The following is a 19,449-nucleotide window of genomic DNA, read 5'->3' on the forward strand; positions in this document are numbered from 1 at the left end:
AGTCCCTGCCTTCACTCTTTTTCTACAGTTTAGCATAAAAGTGAAAGCCTTTCAGATTGGGGATGGTCATCGATGTTACAGCCATGCAACAAGTGGGATTCCCCATTTTTTTACGGGAACCTCAGACAAATGATAAAAATCAGAAAGGAATGCTTCATATTGGTGTGAAGTCTTCAGATAGCGCTCCAGCTTATCTTCAACTACCTTCTTCTTCTGTTCCGATTGTGAAATATAATATTCCTCTACGCACTCAAAATAGTGAAGGGGAAACAAAAGCCTTGAATACAGCAATCTCCATGAAAATGGCGAGAGTGGGGTAATGGATTCATATTCTCTGATGAATTCCTGAAGCTCGGGATGAAACGTTTGACTTCTCATGAAATAGCGTTCTCTCACCCACTCTGCAATGTCCCGGGTGCTGTGATCGAACACCCATTGAAACGGAAAATGGATGCACACTTCCGTCCCCCATGTGGATTGAAGAAAACGCTCATGGCAAACCGTTCCCGCATCCTCTGGCTTCGGATCTTCATCAAGCTCCGTATCCACAAGGTACTGGATAGCGTTTTCCGCCAGGGCACTGTAATAAGGGTAGCTCTCAACAAATCGACGTTCAAATTCGTCAGCTGGCTGGTCCTGAATAACCTGATAGTAAGCCTTTTCTAACTGGGCAAGCCTCTTTTCCCACAGACTTTTCCATTGTCCCATACGATTTATTTTTTCTACCTTTTCCTCAAAGGTCCGTCCCCTGAAATGGAATTTGCTTAACTTCCTCCCCAGCTTTTTATCAGGGGGAGATTGGATGCTTTCATTTCGCAGGACCACATAATCTTTATCTTTTTCCACCACGAGGAATCTTCCTTCGGTGCTCTGAACGAAGGTTGAAACATGGCGATCTCCCTGACCTTTTAGGTGTTCTGCCAATTTGTAGAGTTCCACTAAGGTTTCTTGTTCCATATTCGATACGCCCACAATACTATATACTAATCCCCCGACCATATATCGATCCATCATTCCATCAAAAAACGCCCGCTCTGGATGCACTCCAAAATGATTGATTAATATTTCTTGCGACATGTTGATCTCTCCTATCTAAAATGACCGTCTTTTTTCACAGGGTGATCCGTGTTAAACAAAAAATTTTTCATAATGTCATTTTATTCAAAACCACTTCATTACAAAGAACGCACTCTATATGAAAATAACCTTTAAGAACAATTATGAATATCTAAAACTGGAGATGGGCAAGAATGAGAATAGAAGCTATTATTATGTCTATTTTTCAAATGGGAATCATATGTGTAAAACAAGGCTTCGTCTAATCGAAATAGGGGTTTTATAATCTTTCAAAGAAAAGGTGAATAGGATGAAGGATAAAGAATCAATGGATTTATTAGAGAAAACGGCACGTAAATGGCTGCATGAAAGAGGAGTAGAGATTGAAGATATCGCTCAATTGGTCATGTACCTTCAACAAAAGTACCATCCTGATCTCGAACTAAAGGAATGTGTCTATAACGTTGAACGTGTTTTAACGAAGCGGGAAGTGCAAAATGCGATACTAACGGGTATTCAACTTGATATATTAGCTGAGAAAAAGCTGCTGGAAGAACCACTTCAGGCGATTATCGAAGTAGATGAAGGATTATATGGTGTGGATGAAATTCTAGCCTTTTCGATTGTTAATGTATATGGATCGATTGGATTTACCAACTACGGTTATATCGATAAACAAAAGCCTGGAATCCTGGAGAGGTTGAATGATAAATCATCTGGTATGTGTCATACATTCTTGGACGATATTGTGGGTGCTATTGCAGCAGCCGCTTCAAGTCGACTGGCACATAGGGCTAAATGCGCAGAATAAGCGCTAACCTTAATAAAATACGTATCGAAATCAGACGACAGGGGTCGTCTGATTTTTCAGTGAAAGAAGAAGTGTATTTATCCGGTGATAAAATAAATCATACTGTATTCCCTAAATAATTACATACTAAACATTTTCACTAACTTTTTTATTGCACATCAATGAATAGTTTTATATAATTACAATTATAGTTGTAATAATAAATAATATAGTTGTACCAGGGACTTCTCTTAAAATTACACAGCAAATAAAGGCTGTCACTTAAAAGAGATTAGATACGTTTCATACATACATAGCAATAAAATAAACGACGTGAAATCTCATCCAACCTTAAGTGGACATGCCCTTTTTGCTGCCTACCAGAAAGCAAAACAGTTAAAACTCAGCAATGATATAATCATTCTGATCGAACAAGAAATAAAAAGAGTAAATTAGTTCATTAAAGAATCGTTTGATTGTAGATTTCTTCGTGCTCTTCACAAGTCGGCATAATGTCTTCCCACTGAACGTCAAGAGCACATACAATGGCATTCAACTTGTTCAGGGACGGATTAGCCTCACCCTTTTCAATCAACGAAATATAATTTACCGTCAATCCACATTTGTGACTTAATGCTTGTATGGTGATTTCTTTAGCTCTTCTATGGTGCCTTATTTTCTTTCCGACAATTCCTGTAACTGTAATACTCATTACCTCACTACCCTTTTAAAAATTCTTTAGAAATGACGACACAGAATGTTTCGAAAATCAATTAAAGAAACAGTGACTTTCATTCTTAAAGTTGATTGCATTCGTAAAGAATAGTTAGAAATTGAAAAGGTATCAATGGCTAATAGTCCCCTACTACCCTTGATGTTTACCCTAGATTAATATCTTTACACTTAATTTTGTAATATAAAAAAAAAAATTACATTCATACTGTTTTTTAAAAGAAACTGTCTTCCTGGTCCTTCTGAGTACTCAAATATGTGTAATGGAAAAGTTAGTTAGAGGCAAAAACCACATAATACTTTAGGAGTATAATTCTCGTTCCTGCTATCATTATACTTGCTTCAATACCTATAGAGGCATAGATATTAGCAAAAAGGACCAATTGCATAGGTCCTTAAGTATAAATAGTATTTTGATTACTTCTTTTAACACTAGTTCTATTTTACTTATACGAACGAAGGTTGTCTATTATGAATGTGTTACTAATTTAAGACATTTTTCTATTTGTGTATTCAGAAGGGTTTGTAGGAAGTGGGGGCTGCTAGAGCAGCCTCCACTTTGTTATTATATATCCCATTCGTCTAATGTTTCAATTGTATAGGTCGGCTGAATATCCTTTGAACTTAAAGCCTCTTTGGTTGTGATTCCTGTGTGGACAAGCAGCGTATCGAGTCCGGCGTTAATTCCAGCCAAAATATCGGTATCATAGTTATCTCCAACCATTAACGTGTCTTCCTTCGGGACTCCTAATACAGACAGTGCTTGCTCCATAATGATCGATTCGGGCTTTCCGATAAAAATCGGTTCTGTTTGTGTGGAAACGGTGACAACTGACGTCAGTGAACCATTCCCTGGAAGCAACCCTCTTTCAGTCGGTATCGCGATATCTCCATTGGTTGAAATAAAGGTAGCTCCATTTCTCACACCAAGGCAAGCGAGAGACAGCTTTTCGTAATTAATGCCACGATCAATCCCCACTACTACGAAATCCGGTTTTTCATCTGTTAGAGTAATTCCATTCTCCTCCAGTGCTGAACGGATCCCTTCTTCACCGATGACATATGCCGTCCCATTCGGCTTTTCTTTTGCCATATACTGAGCTGTCGCCATTGAAGTAGTAAATATCTGTTCCTTCGTGGCAGGAATATCAAAGGACTGCAATTTTTCCGCAACCTGTTCCGGTCTTCTCGAAGAATTGTTGGTGACAAACAAATAAGGCAATCCCTTTTCTTGTAATCGTTTAACAAAATCCCCTGCTTCTTCGATCTTCTCTTTTCCTTTATACATCGTGCCATCTAAATCGATCAAGTATCCTCTATATTCTTTCATTGTTTACCTCCATAAGTTGTTTTTAGTATGCCCAAACACCGGTGGGACCTGTTGATTTTTCGATAAAATGCAGCTTTAAACAGAACAAAACGCTCCCTGAATCAGAAAGCGCTGTCATATCTTATTAATTTTTAAATGCAGAAACAGGTCCCAGTTCATTTTCAAGATAGCTCCGAACCTGTTGAGGGAACTTCTCTAATGAGAAGAATACTTCGTTTAATACCTTATGTAAATGATCATGAATAACGGCTGTATACTCTTGCACAAGAACCTTACGCAGGCCTACAAGAAGTTTAAGGTCTTCACTCATCTTGTCATCGATCACCTTTTCATCCAAAAGGATATCAATGATGTCTTCATAGCTTCCCGGATCTCTCATAATGAACCCATCAATCATGCTGTTCCCTACATCAAGTACGGATTCAATGATCGTATGAGCCATTCGCTCCAAGGCCAGTTTTTCTATTATGGAGCTCCATTTCTCATTGGAACGAACGATGGTTAACTGCTCACTCATATAAAGCAACGTCACTTCAATCTTTTCTCTATCTACGAAATACATGATGGCACCTCTTCCTGAACGAAATCATTCACACTTTATTTTAACATAATTTCATCTCCACCATACAGGTAGATCCTGCAATTCTCTACTCAGTTTGTTATGATGAAATAAGCAGAAAAAGAGGAGGACATCGTCATGAGTGAACGATTTTATTTATACGATGATACAGAAAATACAAAAACACGCTTTGTGAGTTTTATGGGAGAAAATCAAAGGTACGACTTAGCCATTACCCAAACAGATCGCTATTATGGTAAATCTTTGGTATTAGATCTTCAAGGGAGTCGATTCGCGATCGTTGGCAGAGATGACCTTGATGAACCCGGATATGTAGAAAGTGTATTCAAGTTAACTCATGAAGAAGCCGATGAATTAAGGGACTTCTTAGGAGAAATCATTATGTAGAACGTGCTCTAAGGAATGAAGTCCACCCCACTCTCACATACTATAAGTATGAAAGGTGGGAGATAAAATGAGTAAAGAACCTAGAGACAAAGAAGAAGAAGTATATAGTGACTTCTCTAATGTTGAAACGTATCGCAATTTTATCGTTCCAGAAACACTTCCTGAAGGACCTTACGGATCTCCGCGAGGAAAACATACTCCCGTTGAGAACAAAAGCACTCCATGGGAAGAAGGACAACGATATTACAGTGCCTTCAACTATGAAAATAAATCACTCCATCAAGATATACCACGTCAGGAGCCCGGATCACACCCTGTTCATGCCGATCCCGATGTGAATGAAGAACCTCCATATACTGAAAATAAGTAAAAAAGACAAAAGGAACAAACGAAACGGTTTGTTCCTTTTTCACCATTATTTATTGACTTTTTTCACAAGAAAATAAGCGCAGCCGAAATTACAATATTCATACAAGTAATCCTTATGCGTGCTCACCTTAGTGTCAAAAGAAGCTTTTTGATTGTGATCATCGAAAAATCCCTTTAAACGAAGCTGGCCATATCCCCAATCCCCAAGGATATAATCATATTTGCTTAAGATATCGCTATATCTTTCCTTAAATGCTTCCTCGTTGAATCCGTCTCTAAATTCCTCAACGATTTCGTAGCATGTATTCTGCACACAAATCATCTCGTCCACCCACTTTCATTTCCTTATCTTAAATTATAACGGATTGTCCATTAATTACTATGAAAAATTGTAATAAGAGATGGTCACCCTATCGAATAGGGGGTGTTTAAATTGAATAAATTCATTCTTGGTACAACTGTACTAAGTATTGCGCTAATCGGAACTGCCTGTGATGGAATCGACACGGCCAACGAGGAAATGTTTCACGATAATGGGAATACCATAAACGTGAATGACCGTGAGGACCTGTACAACGAAAATAGCTGGACCAAAAAAGGAGCTCACCGCGGTGAGGACTTCGGTTATGTACGTCAACAAAAAAGTCCTACAGGCGGTCAAACCATCTCGACAAAAGATATGTACAGCATCAACCGCGAACAAGTGGCCGACACGATCAGCAAAATGAGTGTCGCTCTCCCTGACGTGAAAGATTGTTCCACTCTCGTCACTGACGAAGAAGTATTGGTTTCATATGTGACGGACAAAAAGGACAAAGATGGCCGCTTTGAAGTAGCCGATCAGGTAAAGAAAACAGCCATGTCTGTTATTCCCCGTTGGTACCACGTCTATGTGACCGATGACAAGAGCCTGATGCGGAATGTAGAAAACCTGGCCAAGATGGATAGCGATAGCCGTAACGCAAACACGGCCATCGATGATACCATCAATCTCATGCTGCAGGATTCTCCTCAGGGAAGAAATGTAGACGCAGGTGAAAATCCAAATGGTGAAATGACATCTGAGAAATACGAAATGCAGGACGACGATGTCCACAAAATTAACAAAGACCGCCAAAAACGAAAAGACAACACAGACAACATGGTCGATTAATAGTAAGGCGGAGGCTGCAGAGTGACGAAGCTTTTTGGCGTAAATGCCGAAAAAAGCACTCTCTGTCATTCTCTCCTTCTCTGCAAAAAGGACTGACTGTCGGAGATTTTCTCCTTCAGGTCAGTCCTTTTATATATGAAAGATTATGCTTTTTGAACTTCTTGCTCTCCGGCTGCCTGTCTTGCTTTGGCAGCTGCGTTCACTTGCTCATCTGCATGATAAGAAGATCGAACAAGTGGACCTGCTTCACAGTGACTGAAGCCTTTTTCCATCGCTGCTTCACGTAGTTCAGCAAACTCATCCGGGTGATAATACTTCTGAACTTTCAAGTGTTTCTTAGATGGCTGCAGATATTGACCTAATGTCACAATATCAACATGGTTTGCACGCAGGTCATCCATTGTTTCAAGGATTTCTTCCTTGGTTTCCCCAAGACCGACCATGATACTTGATTTTGTTGGGATATCCGGGTTTAATTCTTTAGCTCGGCGCAGGAATTCCAATGTGCGGTCATAAGTAGCACGGGCTCGAACTCTTGGAGTCAAGCGGCGAACGGTTTCGACATTGTAGTTCATAATATCTGGTTTTGCATCCATCAATGTTTTGATGTTATCGAATACTCCACCCATATCGGAAGGTAATACTTCAATGGAAGTGAATGGACTTTTACGACGAATAGCACGAACCGTTTCAGCAAAGACCTGTGATCCACCATCTTTCAGGTCATCACGGGCAACCGCTGTGATTACGACGTGCTTTAGATTCATTAATTGTACGGAATCAGCAACTCGTTCCGGTTCTTTCAGATCCAATTCAGTCGGAAGTCCTGTTTTAACGGCACAGAAACGGCAGGCACGGGTACAAATATCCCCAAGAATCATGAATGTAGCTGTCCTTCTGGTTCCCCAACATTCATGGATATTAGGACAACGAGCCTCTTCACATACTGTGTGAAGGTTGTTTTCACGCATCATCTTCTTCAAGCCCATATAATTATCGTTCGTATTCAGCTTAATTTTAAGCCAATCCGGTTTACGAATATGTTCATCTTTCTTGCTCATACCCCTCATCTCCAATCCTAAATAATTCTGACTTAGGCAAAGAGTGAAACGCTTTCTAGATCGTTCATCTTATGTAAAAAAAGCCATCATCAATATACTTCTTTTGTCACTTTATCATACTAAAAATGTGAAAACAAGCATGTGATACCCTATTACCATTTATTGATGATTATGAATCCCGATGAACGATACAAACTAGAAGTAGGCCCCTAAAAATGGAGGGATTATTTTGTACAAACGATTGGTATTTACCTTTGTAGCTTTTTGCATATTCATAAGTCCTTGTCAAACCTTTGCAGCAGAAAAGCTGACAGACGAACAGATCCACACAAAGAGAATGGAGTTATTTCAGAAAAGCGAGGCACTTACCCAAATTCCCTGGTACTATCTTGCTGCCGTCGATCAGTACGAGCGGAGTCTTCGTTTTGCCCGTAAAGATCGGGAAAAACCCTCTTCTCTTATATCTATTTATATGGAGCCTGAAAAGTGGGTCGGCCCTCTAAACCCTGATCCGGAAGATGACAATCCCGAAACCATCACTCTATTCAATGGTATGGGCCGGGATGGAGACTTCGATGGAAAAGCAAGTCTGAAGAGTGATGAAGATATATTGGCTTCTTTGACAGAGTATATATTGCGGTACGGAATTGACCGGGATAATTTCAAGCTTGCTCTTTGGGACTATTACAAGCGTGATAAAACGGTCAGTATCATCATGGGAAATGCAAAAATCTATAAGCAATACGGTACAATCCATTTAAACCAAAAAGCCTTCCCCCTTCCCCTCAGGTTCAACTACAGCTACCGAAACACTTGGGGTGATGCCCGTGGCTGGGGAGGAAGACGAATACACGAAGGGACGGACCTCTTTGCTGATTATGGTGTCCCTGTAAGAGCGACATCGTATGGAATCATCGAGATGAAAGGATGGAACCGATATGGAGGCTGGCGGATAGGGATACGTGACATTAATAATACGTATCATTATTTTGCTCACCTTAGCGGCTTCTCTAAAGACCTTCACGTAGGACAAGTGGTTGAACCAGGAATGGTTATAGGCGGTGTTGGGAGCTCAGGATATGGACCTCCTGGAACATCGGGAAAATTCCCTCCTCATCTGCACTATGGGATGTATAAGGACAATGGCTTGACGGAGTGGTCCTTTGATCCATACCCCCACTTAAGAATGTGGGAGCGTCAAGACAGAATCAAAAGCAAAAAACGTTAAAAAAGCAGACAATGGTTATCCCATCGTCTGCTTCATCTTTTTACACCTGTTTTTTTGATTTGGAAACAGCGTTCATGATACTAGCTGCTAATCCACCCCAGATAATGACCATCCCAACAATCATCATTATAATTGCACTACCAGTCATGTCAGCTTACCTCCTTATAGCTCTCAGCTTCTGTTTTTGCATGCCAGCGTTTAAAGGAGAAAGCAACACCGGCAAGGATTGCGAATCCTGCAACAAACCAACCACTGTAAAGAATGAAGGCATCTGAGTAACCTCCGTAGTTTCCAGTTTCAGTTTCAAATTCTTTTAGCAGGTTCATTTTGAATAACCCGAACATCATCCATCCAAGGACGATTGGTGTGATGACACCCAAGCATACCTTCCACCATGCACCCAGCTGAATATCAGAGATTCCATTGGCGTGGGATTGGAATGTACCTAACTTGCGCAGGAACCAGGCAATCACTACTACTTCAACTAATCCAGCGAATGCTACACCGAACTGGTTAATAAAGTAGTCTGCCGCATCCAGGAAGAGTAATCCGCCTTGAGTGGCAAATAAGATAGAGATGATCGCAGAAAGTCCTCCACCGAATAGAACGGCTTTTGTACGGGAAATTCCGAACTTCTCAGAAACACCCGCTACATACGTCTCTGTAATCGAGATGAGTGATGACAACCCTGCTAATACAAGTGAAGCGAAGAACAAGAATCCGAATAAACCGTTAAGGGCCGGGAATTCATTAATGATTTGCGGGAATACCACAAACGCCAATCCAACTCCCCCGCTTACTACTTCCTGAACGCCTACACCTTGGGATTGAGCCATGAAACCTAAAGCAGCAAATACTCCAATACCTGCTAATAATTCAAACCCTGAGTTACTAAAGCCTGTAATGAAAGCGTTATTCGTAATATCCGATTTCTTCGGAAGATAGCTTGAATACGTAATCATGATTGCAAAAGCGATTGATAAACTGAAGAAAATCTGCCCATATGCTGCCACCCATACACTTGGATCAGCAATTTTGCTGAAATCCGGTTTGAAGAAAGCATCAAGGCCATCCAATGCTCCAGGCAAGGTTAGAGCGCGAACAACAATGATTAAGAACAAAATGACTAATGCCGGAATGAAAATCTTATTCGCTACTTCGATACCCTTCTTTACACCCTTGAAAAGGATCCCTAATGTAATTACCCAAACCAATACAAGTGGAATGAATACTCCAGGAACGATACTGCCTGTCTGGCCTGGATCAACGGTAAGCTTTAAATAGTCATTGAATAGGAATGTCTCTGTATCCTTCCCCCAACCCAGATTGAAAGAAAATACACTGTAGGACATCGCCCATGCGATAATGACGGCATAATAGGTGGAAATGACAAAGGCGATTAATACCTGCCACCAGCCAAGCCACTCTGATTTTCTATTAAGACGGAAATAAGATAGCGGTGCTGAGCCACGATACTTGTGACCTAATGTAAATTCAAGTACTAATAATGGAATTCCCGCTGTTAGAAGAGCGAATAAATAAGGAATAAAGAATGCTCCTCCACCATTTTCATACGCTACTGCCGGAAAACGCCATATGTTTCCCAAACCGATTGCTGACCCGACAGCAGCCAGAATAAATCCTGCTCGTGTTCCAAACTGGGCACGATTCTCCATCTTGGTCCCCCCTAGTTCTTTTCAACTACCATATTAAGGTATTTGAAATTTTTATATTTTCAGATTATTTGTAATCTAAAGTCAGTATAGCTAGTTCCAAGACAATTGTCAAAGCTATTTTTAAGCTTAGAGTAAGTTTTTTTCAGATGGGGACAGGTACTATTTCACTATATGAATTTTGTCGAAACATGAAGAATTGACGTTCGGAAAGGTTGAGAGGGCTTTTGGGATACCACCATAGGTTTTAACCCCCCCCTGACAACAAGTAAGAATGTATAAAAAAACCAGAAGCCAATGAGCTCCTGGTTCTTCATTTAATTATTGTTCTGAAACAGCAGGTTTTGCTTTTTCACCAAATAGAAAAGCGAATGCCACGATTAAAATAATCACAACTCCTAAACCAAATAACGTGCTGCCCGTGAATCCAAGTACAAGATATCCAATTGAAGCAGCAACCGCTCCGATCAATGCATATGGAAGCTGTGTAAGAACGTGATCGATATGATTGCTTCCTGCCCCTGTAGAGGAAAGGATGGTTGTATCCGAGATTGGAGAACAGTGATCTCCCAACACGGATCCGGCTAATACAGCTGCCATAGCAGGAAGTAAGATACTTACATCTGTCGCTGCAGCAATTTCCCCGGCGATTGGAAGTAAGATTCCGAAAGATCCCCATGAAGTTCCCGTCGAGAATGCCATGATTCCGGCAACTAAGAACAAAATGACTGGAAGTGCCTGCATCGGTAAGCTTGATTGTTCAACCAGACCCGCAAGATACGTACCTGTTTGCAATTGATCGATCAATGTGACGATCGTCCAGGCGAAGATAAGGATATAAACGGCAGGTAACATGGATTTGATTCCTTCCACTACTGCTACTCCAACTGCTTTACCTTCGATTCCTTTCAAGGTGACTTGACGGATGAAGAAGATCAGCGCAACAAGGAGACCGAATAATCCACCATATAATAAAGATTTCGTTACATCTGTATTTTCAAAAATCGGAAGGATGTCAAATGATCCGACGGCTTGATATCCTGTCCAGAGCATCATTCCAATTGTACCGACAACAAGTGCTACGATCGGCCAGACAAGATCACCAACTGATCCTTTCGAGCTGACAGGCAGATCATTTTTCAATTCTCCTGGAATTTCTTTTTCAGGATCATAAAGGGCCCCTGTTTCTAGGGCTCTTACTTCATGCTCTTTCATTTTTCCGAAGTCCAGTCCTTTAGCAGCAACCATGATCACAAGCAGGACAGCTGCCCAGACGTAGAGGTTCATCGGAATCATTTGAACGAATGCTGAAAATGCTGTGTATTCTGTGATGCTGTGAGTAGCCAAAATGGAACCGATAATCCCGATGATGTACGCTCCCCAGCTTGAGATTGGAGAAACGACACAAATCGGTGCCGATGTCGAGTCGATGATATAGGCTAGTTTGGCTCGTGAAATTTTGTGACGATCCGTGATGGGTCTCGAAACCTGGCCAACAGCAAGGGCGTTAAAATAGTCATCAATAAAAATTATGATACCTAAAACAGCAGCAAGAAGCTGTGCACCTTTTCTTGTTTTCACACGTTTCATCGCCCATTCACCAAATGCGCGGCTACCGCCGGAAATGTTCACAAATGCTGTGATCACACCTAGAATGAGTAAGAAGAAAATAATATAGACATTCCATGTGTTGAGTGCTCCATCTGCGACAAAGATGCCTTTAAAGGCGTCCCACATAAAGCTGAATGTTTTCGTAATTGAGAAATCTGCTAACAGAAAGGCAGAAGCAACGATTCCTACTCCCAATGAAAGTAGAACCCGTCTCGTAAGAATAACCATAAGAATGGCTAAAAGGGGTGGTAATAGTGAGTAAATCGTGTTTTCCATAGTGTCCTCCTCCTATTTGATAGGGGGGAACCATCGTAGCATGACAGAGGATAATAAAAAAAGGCAACGATAGAGAAACTATCATTACCTTAGTAAGTAATTTAAGTGCTCCATCACGATCTGTAGCTCCCCATTATAGAGATTCCCCTATAATGACAGTGTTATCCTTCTTCAAGATAACCCCAGCAAATACACCTTCGACATGCATATTTACTTCGGCAAAAGTTCCCTTTCATCTGTTCTCCCAGTTGTCATCCTCAAACAGCATACTCTTGAACTCTGCGCCTCTACCCCATCGGACTGATGATGTGGTGTGTTATAAAATTTTCTTTATTAATATAACAAACTATCATTCTTTTGACAACTTTTTTTCCTGACTAATTTGTGGGAATTTCAATGGATGGGCTGGATTCCCCTCCACCATTGTTATAAAACTGTGGTACATCCAGGTGAACGGTACCCATGGCAACCAGGATATCCTGCTTGATGGTTTCCGTTTTCGTTGCAAATGGAATGATGATCTGGACATTGACTTCAAGCTCGACAAACACTTTTACAACGGCATTATTGATCCCGAATTGCTCAACGGTAGTTTTAATATCGGAACGGACATCTCCGATCGAATGAAAGCGTATTGGTACCTTTGGACCCAGATTACCGAGTAACACGTTGTTGGTCGCCTGGCCAAGAGGCACCGAGTAAGTGATTCCCTTCGATGTTTTAGATTTCCCTTCATCAATTTCAACTTCGGTTATAAATTCAAGGTTTTCTAGATTTCCTTCCTCTGCTTCTTGCAGGTTTTGCTGTACTAAGTTTGTGATTTCTGCCTGAACCCGGTTGATTGTTTGAGTATTGTATTTAAATGAAACAATATCGCCTTCTGTATTCTTCACTTCTTCCGTTATGTCCGAAATGTCGAGAACATCGGCAATTTTTTTGTTAATTGCTTTATTGATAACCAGCGTACCGATCCTGCTGGTCTGGGTTTCGGCATAAGCAAGCAGTGTCGGTTTTAAACCTTTATTAATGATCCACAATCCGAAACCAGTGGAAATCATAAAGAAAAGAATCGTAATGATCATCACATATCGAAAAGGTAGCGGCCCTCCTCTTCGGGGTTTGTATGTTTTGAACTTTGACAAAAAAATCCCCCCTTACAAGCTATTTGTATGCACAGTAAGAGGGGTTTAACGCAAAAAAATTATTTAATTTTCAGGGATTGGGGTTCATAATCCGGATCAAACCCGGTAATCACCTTATCTAATTCCGTACTTAAATCAATGGGATAAGGAGTTTGTAATTCCTGTCCGGCCTCTTCGATGATCCGAATCACCGGTCGATCCGTCACCCCTTTATTTTGTTCTGTCACTATTCCTTTTCGGCCGTCATTCAGCTCCACGACCATCCCATTTGGATAGATGGCAACTGAAGCCCTGAAGGCTTCGATCACGTTTGTATCAAACAGGGTGCCGCTGCCTGCGTATAATACCTCTAGTGCTTGATGTGGAAGCATGGCTTTTCTATATACACGATTGGACGTCATGGCATCAAACACATCCGCCACGGCGATGATTTTTGCGAAAGGATGTATATCCTCGCCTTTGATACCCCGTGGATAACCGGATCCATCAAGGCGCTCATGATGCTGATAAGCGCAATGAGCAATGATCAAAGACACAGAATGAAGCTGTCTCAGAATCTCAAATCCGTGTTCTGAATGCTTCTTAATTTCAGAGAACTCACCTTCTGTCAGCTTACCCGGCTTCAAAAGAATCTCCTCAGGCACCAGCATCTTACCGATATCATGTAAAATCGCTCCCACCCCTAACTGCTCGAGCTGTTTAGTAGAAAGCTTGAGTTCGAGACCAATGGAGAGCGTATACAATGTAACATTAAATGAATGGTGAAAGATATAGGAATCATATGTGAAAACATCTGTCAAAATGGTTAGGAGATCATGATTCGCCTTTACTTCAGACAAAACTACATCTATCACCTGCTTCAATTGTATAGCACTATCTTCGATCATGAGCGTGCTAGGGGGCGCATTCGATGCGCTTAATTGATTAAAGGCCATTTCAATGTTGTTTACAGCCTGCTGTCTCACCTTATTTGAAACGGTTCCATTTACATGGATTCCCCTTGAAAGCGAGTCTTCAATATAGACATACTGAATACTAAGCTCCTGCAATCTATAAATCATGCGTTCTGTTATCGGAACGTTATCATGAATTAAAGCTTGACCTCTCATGTTATATACGGTTGTAGCTAGAACCATGCCCGGTTTCAAAGCCCTAGTTGATATAAGCCTCATAGAATTCTCCTATGTAATTCTTTCATTTTTCGACAAAATTTCCTAGTATCTCCATTATAAAGGATAAAAACGTACTTGCAAGGTGTATTTCCTTATATATTGTTAATTATTCATGAAAGAATATTGACGGTGATCCCTGCTACCAAACAAAAACCCGGCGCACCGTTTTTACTTTTGAGGCGCAAACATCAAAACATAAACCTAATCATAACGGAAACTTCGTAATTTCCATTCTATAATTCACAGTGTATTTCACTTCAAAAAGGGGGCTGAGATAAAACTAAAAAACCGCCGTGTAGATACTGACTATTTCAGTGTAAACTCTTAATACCGCTAATGATTTCCGTGCAAGACTTCGCTTTCCGCGGGTAGCCCGTGAGCCTCCTCGGCAAGCCTGCGGGGTCTCACATAAGCTACATTTCCCGCAGGAGTCTTCGTCTTGCACTCCAATCAAACGCTGGGAAGAGCTAAATTGAAATGACATTTGAACAAATTAAAAATCCGAACTAATTTGCCTCATAAAAGACAAATTAATTCGGGTTTACTTGGTCTAAAACACGTTAATCCCAGCCTCTATTTTTTAAACGCTTTCTTCCATTAACGCCCCCTTTAAAGGAACAACTCAAAATCTAATCCATTTCCATAAAATCGATAAAGGGTCTTTCATCTTCCTGGTCCTTTGTCCGATAAAATTTTAGAACTGCTTTCTCATACTCGTTTTCAGCACTAAAGTTTTCTTGATAATTCTCCCCAATATAAATTGCACGGTATTTATTGCCTTCTGCATCTAAAACATCCATAATTCCTGAAGAAAAGTGGTCATTTAACCCAGAAAAACTATCTGCAACAGACAACCTAGCTGCTTCTTCACCCACCTCTGCTATCTTTACCTCACTGTATCGCATTTTTTTATTGTCCATTTCTTCTCTCGTTAAAAGTGTTCTTTCTGGAACAGCTTCTTCCTGTGACACTTCTAGCTTCTCATAAACAGTTGAGTCCCTAGAGTCAGGAGAACATCCTACAAGTAACAAAACAACCATAATTAAATACATACAGTTTTTGATTTTTATGCCCCCTTTATGAATTAGACGAAAGCCAAATTTATTAAGTTTTCGATACTCCATTAACCTGCCCGTTAATTGAATAGTGGTAATTAAATTATTATTACTAAACTTTAACATTTTTTTAGATAAACTTTTGTTGTTACTCTACAAAATCAAAATGTTAATCTCACTAAATTTACATACCCTACAACAATTACTTCCGCCCTTGTGAACTGGGAGGTGAACCCGCATATGATTTAGCAACCGAAACTCATGTGACACCTTTTATCTCAATAAAAAACGCACTGTGAATTTCATTGTGAAATACAGTACGTTTTGCTTTGATATTTACTTGTTTGCACCTCTGAAGTTACCAAAAGTGCAGCTGATCCTCTGACACTTATATCATTTTTAACAACGCATCCCGGCCGATCATGCCCGGTTTGATGCCACGATTTTCTGCTTCAATGGTGATGGATTCCAGAGGGGCATCAAGAAGCTGGTCGATTGTTTTCACACCGACTGCTCTTCCTGCAATGATTCCTCTGTCTTTCAATTTCTCATTTAGTAATGCTACGTCCAGTGCTCCACACATTATATATCCTATATCACTCGCCACGACGAGGAGATTGGTTTTTGGCAGTTCAACAGAAATCGCTAAAAAGGTATGTCCCTGAATGGTAATCGGAGATACATTCATCATGTTTCATCGCTCCTTTCACTCATATGTATGATGCGGAAAGGGAAACGGTGAAACATTTACTGCTTTAATTTCCATTCCAGGACATCTCGTAAAAACTCAGGCATAAAGTATTTTTTTTCGAGTCTTTGAAGGTCAGGAAAGAAGTGTCCAAACGTGAACATATCAGGCAAGGCAAGCTTGTACACTTTCTCTGAATCGATCGGATTGTGATCGATTAAGATTTCATGGTCTTCAACTTGAATATTCGTGTAAACAAATCGACCCATCACTTTGCCCCTGAATCCTAACCCTTTCACTTGAAGATGAGGCCATTCCTCATTAAATGTTTGTTTAATGATTTCCTTAAGCTCGGCCCCCTTCACCTTAATGAGGCATGGATTGATCGGATGGGGCAGGATCCGATGCAAATCCTGTTTCGTCACCGGTCCCTCATCCAGTCCATGGATAAGCAGGCCAGAATTAAGAAAGGCACAATCAGCCTGGCACCATTCACTAAGGGCATCACATAAAACGTTCGGAAGCAGGGATGGATTAAACCAATCCACATGTAGGGGTTTCGTCAAACATGATACTTCTTTTCTTAACAATTCCTCCCCCGCCTGATACCACCCCAGGCTTTCCTGTTTTTCCTTTTCAACAGAGGGAAGCTCGTGCTGTTCATATAGCTGAGCTTTTTTCCCTACAATATTTTTATTGGTTATATCGACCTCAATCATCATATGCCCAACATAATGACCAAATTTCCCTGCTGCCCCAAGCATCGTTCCCTTAATTTCTTTTCCTTGATGAAGGACATGATGAGTATGAGCCCCGAGGATAACGTCAATCTCAGGAAATTGTTCCGCAATCACCTCGTCATCCCTTATCCCTAAGTGTGAAAGAAGGATTATCATATCCACCTGTGGATGAAGCTCTTGAACCAATTTCTGCAGTTCATCCATTGGAGAAGTAATATTCCAGCCGAGGGTTTTGTAGAACGGTTTGAAATAGGCTGTCAATCCAATGACACCTATCTTCATTTCACTATCCGTTTGAAAAATATGATAAGGCTTCACCCAGTCGGGATGTTGTGCAGACTGATCAAATAGATTGCCTACAATCACGTGAAAATCCGCTTTATCATAAAGGCTGTTTAAATCTTCATAGTCCAGTGTAATTCCTTCATTGTTCCCAATCGTTACAGCATCAAAGCCAACTTCATTTAGAAATTCGATGTTTCCTTTTCCTAAAGTCGCTTCACTTAATGGATGCCAGCGGTCTACATGGTCTCCGATATCGAATAGATAAACAGGTTCCCCTTCATCTATATGCCATTGTTTTCTCATCTTCAAAAAATCACGGATCCTTGACCAATGCTCAAAATGACTGTGAAGGTCGTTTGTATGATAAATATGAATGGTTTCTCTCACTATTTGCTCACTCCTATTGGAGGTATGTTATCCTGTAATCCCTTGGTAAATCAATCGAATTCCAATTAATATCAAGATAATGCGTAAAATACTCACTAATACTTTTGACTCAAGTTTCGTATTTAAATAGGCTCCGAACTTAGCTCCAATCCATGCCCCCGGAATAAGGGCAAGAGCATACAACCACTTTACATTGCCCAGCATGATATGTGTACCAGAGCCGACCAATGCCGATAGAAAAATCATGAACATGGATGTGGCAACGGCTACATGGGGCGGAAATAGAAAAATTAATATCATGGCAGGTACCATTAACGATCCCCCGCCAATGCCAAATAAACCAGAAGTAAATCCAACGACAAATGCAATAGCCGCTCCTAATACAGGAGGATACCCATATCGAAAGGTCTCTCCAGCGGGATCCGTAAACTCCCTTTGAAAGGAAGCATCCTTAAATTTCTCAATAGGCTTTAACTTGTTTCGAACCATAAGAATAATCGCGATTAAAATCATGAAAATACCAAAGTATAAATTAAAGCTCTCCATGTTCAATCCCTTGTTTACCCAAGCTCCCAATATTGAACCCGGCCCACTGCCCGCAAAGAAGATCAAGCCGCTTTTATAATCTACAGTCTTGTGCTTTAGATAAGCCAGGGTTGATGATAACCCTGTAAAAATCATAATGACCAATGATGTTCCTACAGCTGTCTGAGGGTTCATTCCTTCAATCAAGCTTGTATATGTACCGAAATAAATGAGGGCAGGAACAATGATCACCCCTCCGCCCAGTCCTACGAGAGATCCCATTGCTCCTGCTAGAAGTCCGATTGATAGAAGAACCATCCATTCCATCTGTCTTTCATCTCCTGTCAGCTAAAATAAATCCAGTTGCTTTGGTGCAAGTCCTCCATATTCAAGACCTAATAATTCAATGAGCTGTTTCGCGTTATCAGCGGCGTCCCCACCGGAATTATTATTGAAAAGAATATAAAGATCGTTAGAGGTTTCGTGCAACTGATGGATATGCGGAATCCACTCCTCTAATTCAGCACGATTATAGCGATATAAATAACGAACCTCCCGCCAATCTCCTCCATTCGGTTTATTCCACCCATACAGATTCCTTCCGTGAAACCGAATTAGAGTCGCATCTTTATGCGTGGCTTCCAAGACCCGCGGTACAGATCCCTCTCCTGCCTGAGGTTCATCGCAAATGCTATGGATCCATCCTTCCTTTTTCATAAACATTAACGTCTTATCCCTGAACTCCGGTCTGAACCAGCTTTGATGACGGAACTCCAAAGACAGGGGAAATTCCTGTAATTCCTCCCTACAGTATCGGATATAGTCAACATGCTCCTTTTTACAATCATACCAAGGGGGAAATTGAAGCAGCACCATTGCTAATTTTCCTGCATCCACATACGGGGCAAGGGATTCCTTAAAGGCATTGAACATTTCATCCTTTGTTTCAAAGGGGATCTCCCCCCGCTGATGGCCCGTCATTCCCTGATACGCTTTTACTATGAACTTAAAGTCCTTGGGTGTTTCCTTTACCCATTTTTCAGCATTTCGAAGTGGCTGGACAGCGTAGAAGGTTGTGTCCACCTCGACAATGGGAAAATGAGCACCGTATTCTTTTAGTTTGTCTCTCGGGGAAACATTTTCATAAAGGGTATCATGATCTCCCCACCCTGTTACACCTATGTATATCATCCGCATTCACCTGCTTTA

Annotated in this window: 22 protein-coding genes and 1 riboswitch; of the genes, 6 read left to right on the plus strand and 16 right to left on the minus strand. The window is 40.9% G+C overall.

Annotated elements, in window-relative coordinates:
- Nucleotides 1-75 precede the first annotated feature (75 nt).
- On the minus strand, nucleotides 76-1,077 hold the full coding sequence (gene yutH / locus ACCB35_RS18265) for a spore coat putative kinase YutH (protein WP_374054762.1): 1,002 nt from the start codon (nucleotides 1,075-1,077) through the stop codon (nucleotides 76-78).
- Between the two features lie 289 nt (nucleotides 1,078-1,366).
- Here yutH and ACCB35_RS18270 point away from each other — a divergent pair, with 289 nt between their 5' ends.
- Together ACCB35_RS18270 and sda are read left to right on the plus strand one after the other, a co-directional pair.
- Nucleotides 1,367-1,867: a phosphatidylglycerophosphatase A gene (locus ACCB35_RS18270; protein ID WP_044338149.1), complete on the plus strand. Its 501-nt coding sequence runs from the start codon at nucleotides 1,367-1,369 to the stop codon at nucleotides 1,865-1,867.
- Between the two features lie 312 nt (nucleotides 1,868-2,179).
- Nucleotides 2,180-2,302, plus strand: a complete 123-nt coding sequence (gene sda / locus ACCB35_RS18275) for a sporulation histidine kinase inhibitor Sda (protein WP_374054763.1) — start codon at nucleotides 2,180-2,182, stop codon at nucleotides 2,300-2,302.
- Nucleotides 2,303-2,306: 4 nt separating this feature from the next.
- On the opposite strand, the gene ACCB35_RS18280 is transcribed toward sda, so the two are convergent.
- The 3 genes from ACCB35_RS18280 to ACCB35_RS18290 all read right to left on the minus strand — a co-directional run bounded on the left by ACCB35_RS18280 (nucleotide 2,307) and on the right by ACCB35_RS18290 (nucleotide 4,470).
- Nucleotides 2,307-2,558: a helix-turn-helix domain-containing protein gene (locus tag ACCB35_RS18280; protein ID WP_374054764.1), complete on the minus strand. Its 252-nt coding sequence runs from the start codon at nucleotides 2,556-2,558 to the stop codon at nucleotides 2,307-2,309.
- Nucleotides 2,559-3,143: 585 nt separating this feature from the next.
- Nucleotides 3,144-3,908 carry a TIGR01457 family HAD-type hydrolase gene (locus tag ACCB35_RS18285; protein WP_374054765.1) on the minus strand — a complete coding sequence of 255 codons (765 nt, stop codon included), beginning with the start codon at nucleotides 3,906-3,908 and terminating at the stop codon, nucleotides 3,144-3,146.
- A 124-nt stretch (nucleotides 3,909-4,032) separates the two neighbouring features.
- On the minus strand, nucleotides 4,033-4,470 hold the full coding sequence (locus ACCB35_RS18290; protein WP_374054766.1) for a DUF86 domain-containing protein: 438 nt from the start codon (nucleotides 4,468-4,470) through the stop codon (nucleotides 4,033-4,035).
- Nucleotides 4,471-4,605: 135 nt separating this feature from the next.
- Here ACCB35_RS18290 and ACCB35_RS18295 point away from each other — a divergent pair, with 135 nt between their 5' ends.
- The gene (locus tag ACCB35_RS18295; RefSeq protein WP_044338152.1) at nucleotides 4,606-4,875 is read left to right on the plus strand and encodes a DUF3055 domain-containing protein; all 270 of its coding nucleotides are present in this window, start codon (nucleotides 4,606-4,608) and stop codon (nucleotides 4,873-4,875) included.
- Between the two features lie 67 nt (nucleotides 4,876-4,942).
- Nucleotides 4,943-5,245, plus strand: coding sequence for a hypothetical protein (locus tag ACCB35_RS18300; RefSeq protein ID WP_044338153.1), 303 nt, complete (start codon nucleotides 4,943-4,945; stop codon nucleotides 5,243-5,245).
- 45 nt (nucleotides 5,246-5,290) lie between these two features.
- On the opposite strand, the gene ACCB35_RS18305 is transcribed toward ACCB35_RS18300, so the two are convergent.
- The gene (locus ACCB35_RS18305) at nucleotides 5,291-5,566 is read right to left on the minus strand and encodes a YutD family protein (RefSeq protein ID WP_044338154.1); all 276 of its coding nucleotides are present in this window, start codon (nucleotides 5,564-5,566) and stop codon (nucleotides 5,291-5,293) included.
- Between the two features lie 111 nt (nucleotides 5,567-5,677).
- On the opposite strand from ACCB35_RS18305, the gene ACCB35_RS18310 reads away from it, so the two are divergent.
- Nucleotides 5,678-6,397, plus strand: coding sequence for a YhcN/YlaJ family sporulation lipoprotein (locus ACCB35_RS18310; protein ID WP_044338155.1), 720 nt, complete (start codon nucleotides 5,678-5,680; stop codon nucleotides 6,395-6,397).
- Between the two features lie 143 nt (nucleotides 6,398-6,540).
- Here ACCB35_RS18310 and lipA read toward each other — a convergent pair whose 3' ends face one another.
- Nucleotides 6,541-7,458, minus strand: coding sequence for a lipoyl synthase (gene lipA, locus ACCB35_RS18315; RefSeq protein WP_044338156.1), 918 nt, complete (start codon nucleotides 7,456-7,458; stop codon nucleotides 6,541-6,543).
- A gap of 229 nt (nucleotides 7,459-7,687) precedes the next feature.
- Between lipA and ACCB35_RS18320 the strand changes: the two genes are divergently transcribed.
- A complete protein-coding gene (locus tag ACCB35_RS18320) occupies nucleotides 7,688-8,686 on the plus strand; it encodes a M23 family metallopeptidase (protein ID WP_374054767.1) in 999 nt (332 codons plus the stop codon).
- A 40-nt stretch (nucleotides 8,687-8,726) separates the two neighbouring features.
- Here ACCB35_RS18320 and ACCB35_RS18325 read toward each other — a convergent pair whose 3' ends face one another.
- The 10 genes from ACCB35_RS18325 to ACCB35_RS18370 form a co-directional block, all read right to left on the minus strand.
- Nucleotides 8,727-8,834 (minus strand): methionine/alanine import family NSS transporter small subunit, encoded by a 108-nt coding sequence (locus ACCB35_RS18325; protein WP_082051191.1) that lies wholly within the window; start codon nucleotides 8,832-8,834, stop codon nucleotides 8,727-8,729.
- 1 nt (nucleotide 8,835) lies between these two features.
- Nucleotides 8,836-10,362, minus strand: coding sequence for a sodium-dependent transporter (locus ACCB35_RS18330; protein ID WP_374054768.1), 1,527 nt, complete (start codon nucleotides 10,360-10,362; stop codon nucleotides 8,836-8,838).
- A 318-nt stretch (nucleotides 10,363-10,680) separates the two neighbouring features.
- Nucleotides 10,681-12,246, minus strand: coding sequence for a Na+/H+ antiporter NhaC family protein (locus ACCB35_RS18335; protein ID WP_374054769.1), 1,566 nt, complete (start codon nucleotides 12,244-12,246; stop codon nucleotides 10,681-10,683).
- Nucleotides 12,247-12,361: 115 nt separating this feature from the next.
- Nucleotides 12,362-12,544: riboswitch (Lysine riboswitch) on the minus strand.
- A gap of 79 nt (nucleotides 12,545-12,623) precedes the next feature.
- Nucleotides 12,624-13,388, minus strand: coding sequence for a sporulation protein YunB (gene yunB / locus ACCB35_RS18340; RefSeq protein WP_044338159.1), 765 nt, complete (start codon nucleotides 13,386-13,388; stop codon nucleotides 12,624-12,626).
- Between the two features lie 59 nt (nucleotides 13,389-13,447).
- Nucleotides 13,448-14,497: an HD-GYP domain-containing protein gene (locus ACCB35_RS18345; protein ID WP_374054770.1), complete on the minus strand. Its 1,050-nt coding sequence runs from the start codon at nucleotides 14,495-14,497 to the stop codon at nucleotides 13,448-13,450.
- A 692-nt stretch (nucleotides 14,498-15,189) separates the two neighbouring features.
- On the minus strand, nucleotides 15,190-15,741 hold the full coding sequence (locus tag ACCB35_RS18350; protein ID WP_374054771.1) for a hypothetical protein: 552 nt from the start codon (nucleotides 15,739-15,741) through the stop codon (nucleotides 15,190-15,192).
- 262 nt (nucleotides 15,742-16,003) lie between these two features.
- The gene (locus ACCB35_RS18355) at nucleotides 16,004-16,306 is read right to left on the minus strand and encodes a YunC family protein (protein WP_374054772.1); all 303 of its coding nucleotides are present in this window, start codon (nucleotides 16,304-16,306) and stop codon (nucleotides 16,004-16,006) included.
- Between the two features lie 56 nt (nucleotides 16,307-16,362).
- Complete coding sequence (locus tag ACCB35_RS18360) at nucleotides 16,363-17,715, minus strand: bifunctional UDP-sugar hydrolase/5'-nucleotidase (RefSeq protein WP_374054773.1); 1,353 nt, start codon at nucleotides 17,713-17,715, stop codon at nucleotides 16,363-16,365.
- A 27-nt stretch (nucleotides 17,716-17,742) separates the two neighbouring features.
- Complete coding sequence (locus tag ACCB35_RS18365) at nucleotides 17,743-18,567, minus strand: sulfite exporter TauE/SafE family protein (protein ID WP_374054774.1); 825 nt, start codon at nucleotides 18,565-18,567, stop codon at nucleotides 17,743-17,745.
- A gap of 21 nt (nucleotides 18,568-18,588) precedes the next feature.
- Nucleotides 18,589-19,431 carry a DUF72 domain-containing protein gene (locus tag ACCB35_RS18370; RefSeq protein WP_374054775.1) on the minus strand — a complete coding sequence of 281 codons (843 nt, stop codon included), beginning with the start codon at nucleotides 19,429-19,431 and terminating at the stop codon, nucleotides 18,589-18,591.
- Nucleotides 19,432-19,449 lie beyond the last annotated feature (18 nt).

The sequence above is a fragment of the Rossellomorea sp. FM04394 genome (assembly GCF_041889765.1).
In the GTDB taxonomy this organism is placed as follows: Bacteria; Bacillota; Bacilli; order Bacillales; family Bacillaceae_B; genus Rossellomorea; species Rossellomorea aquimaris_B.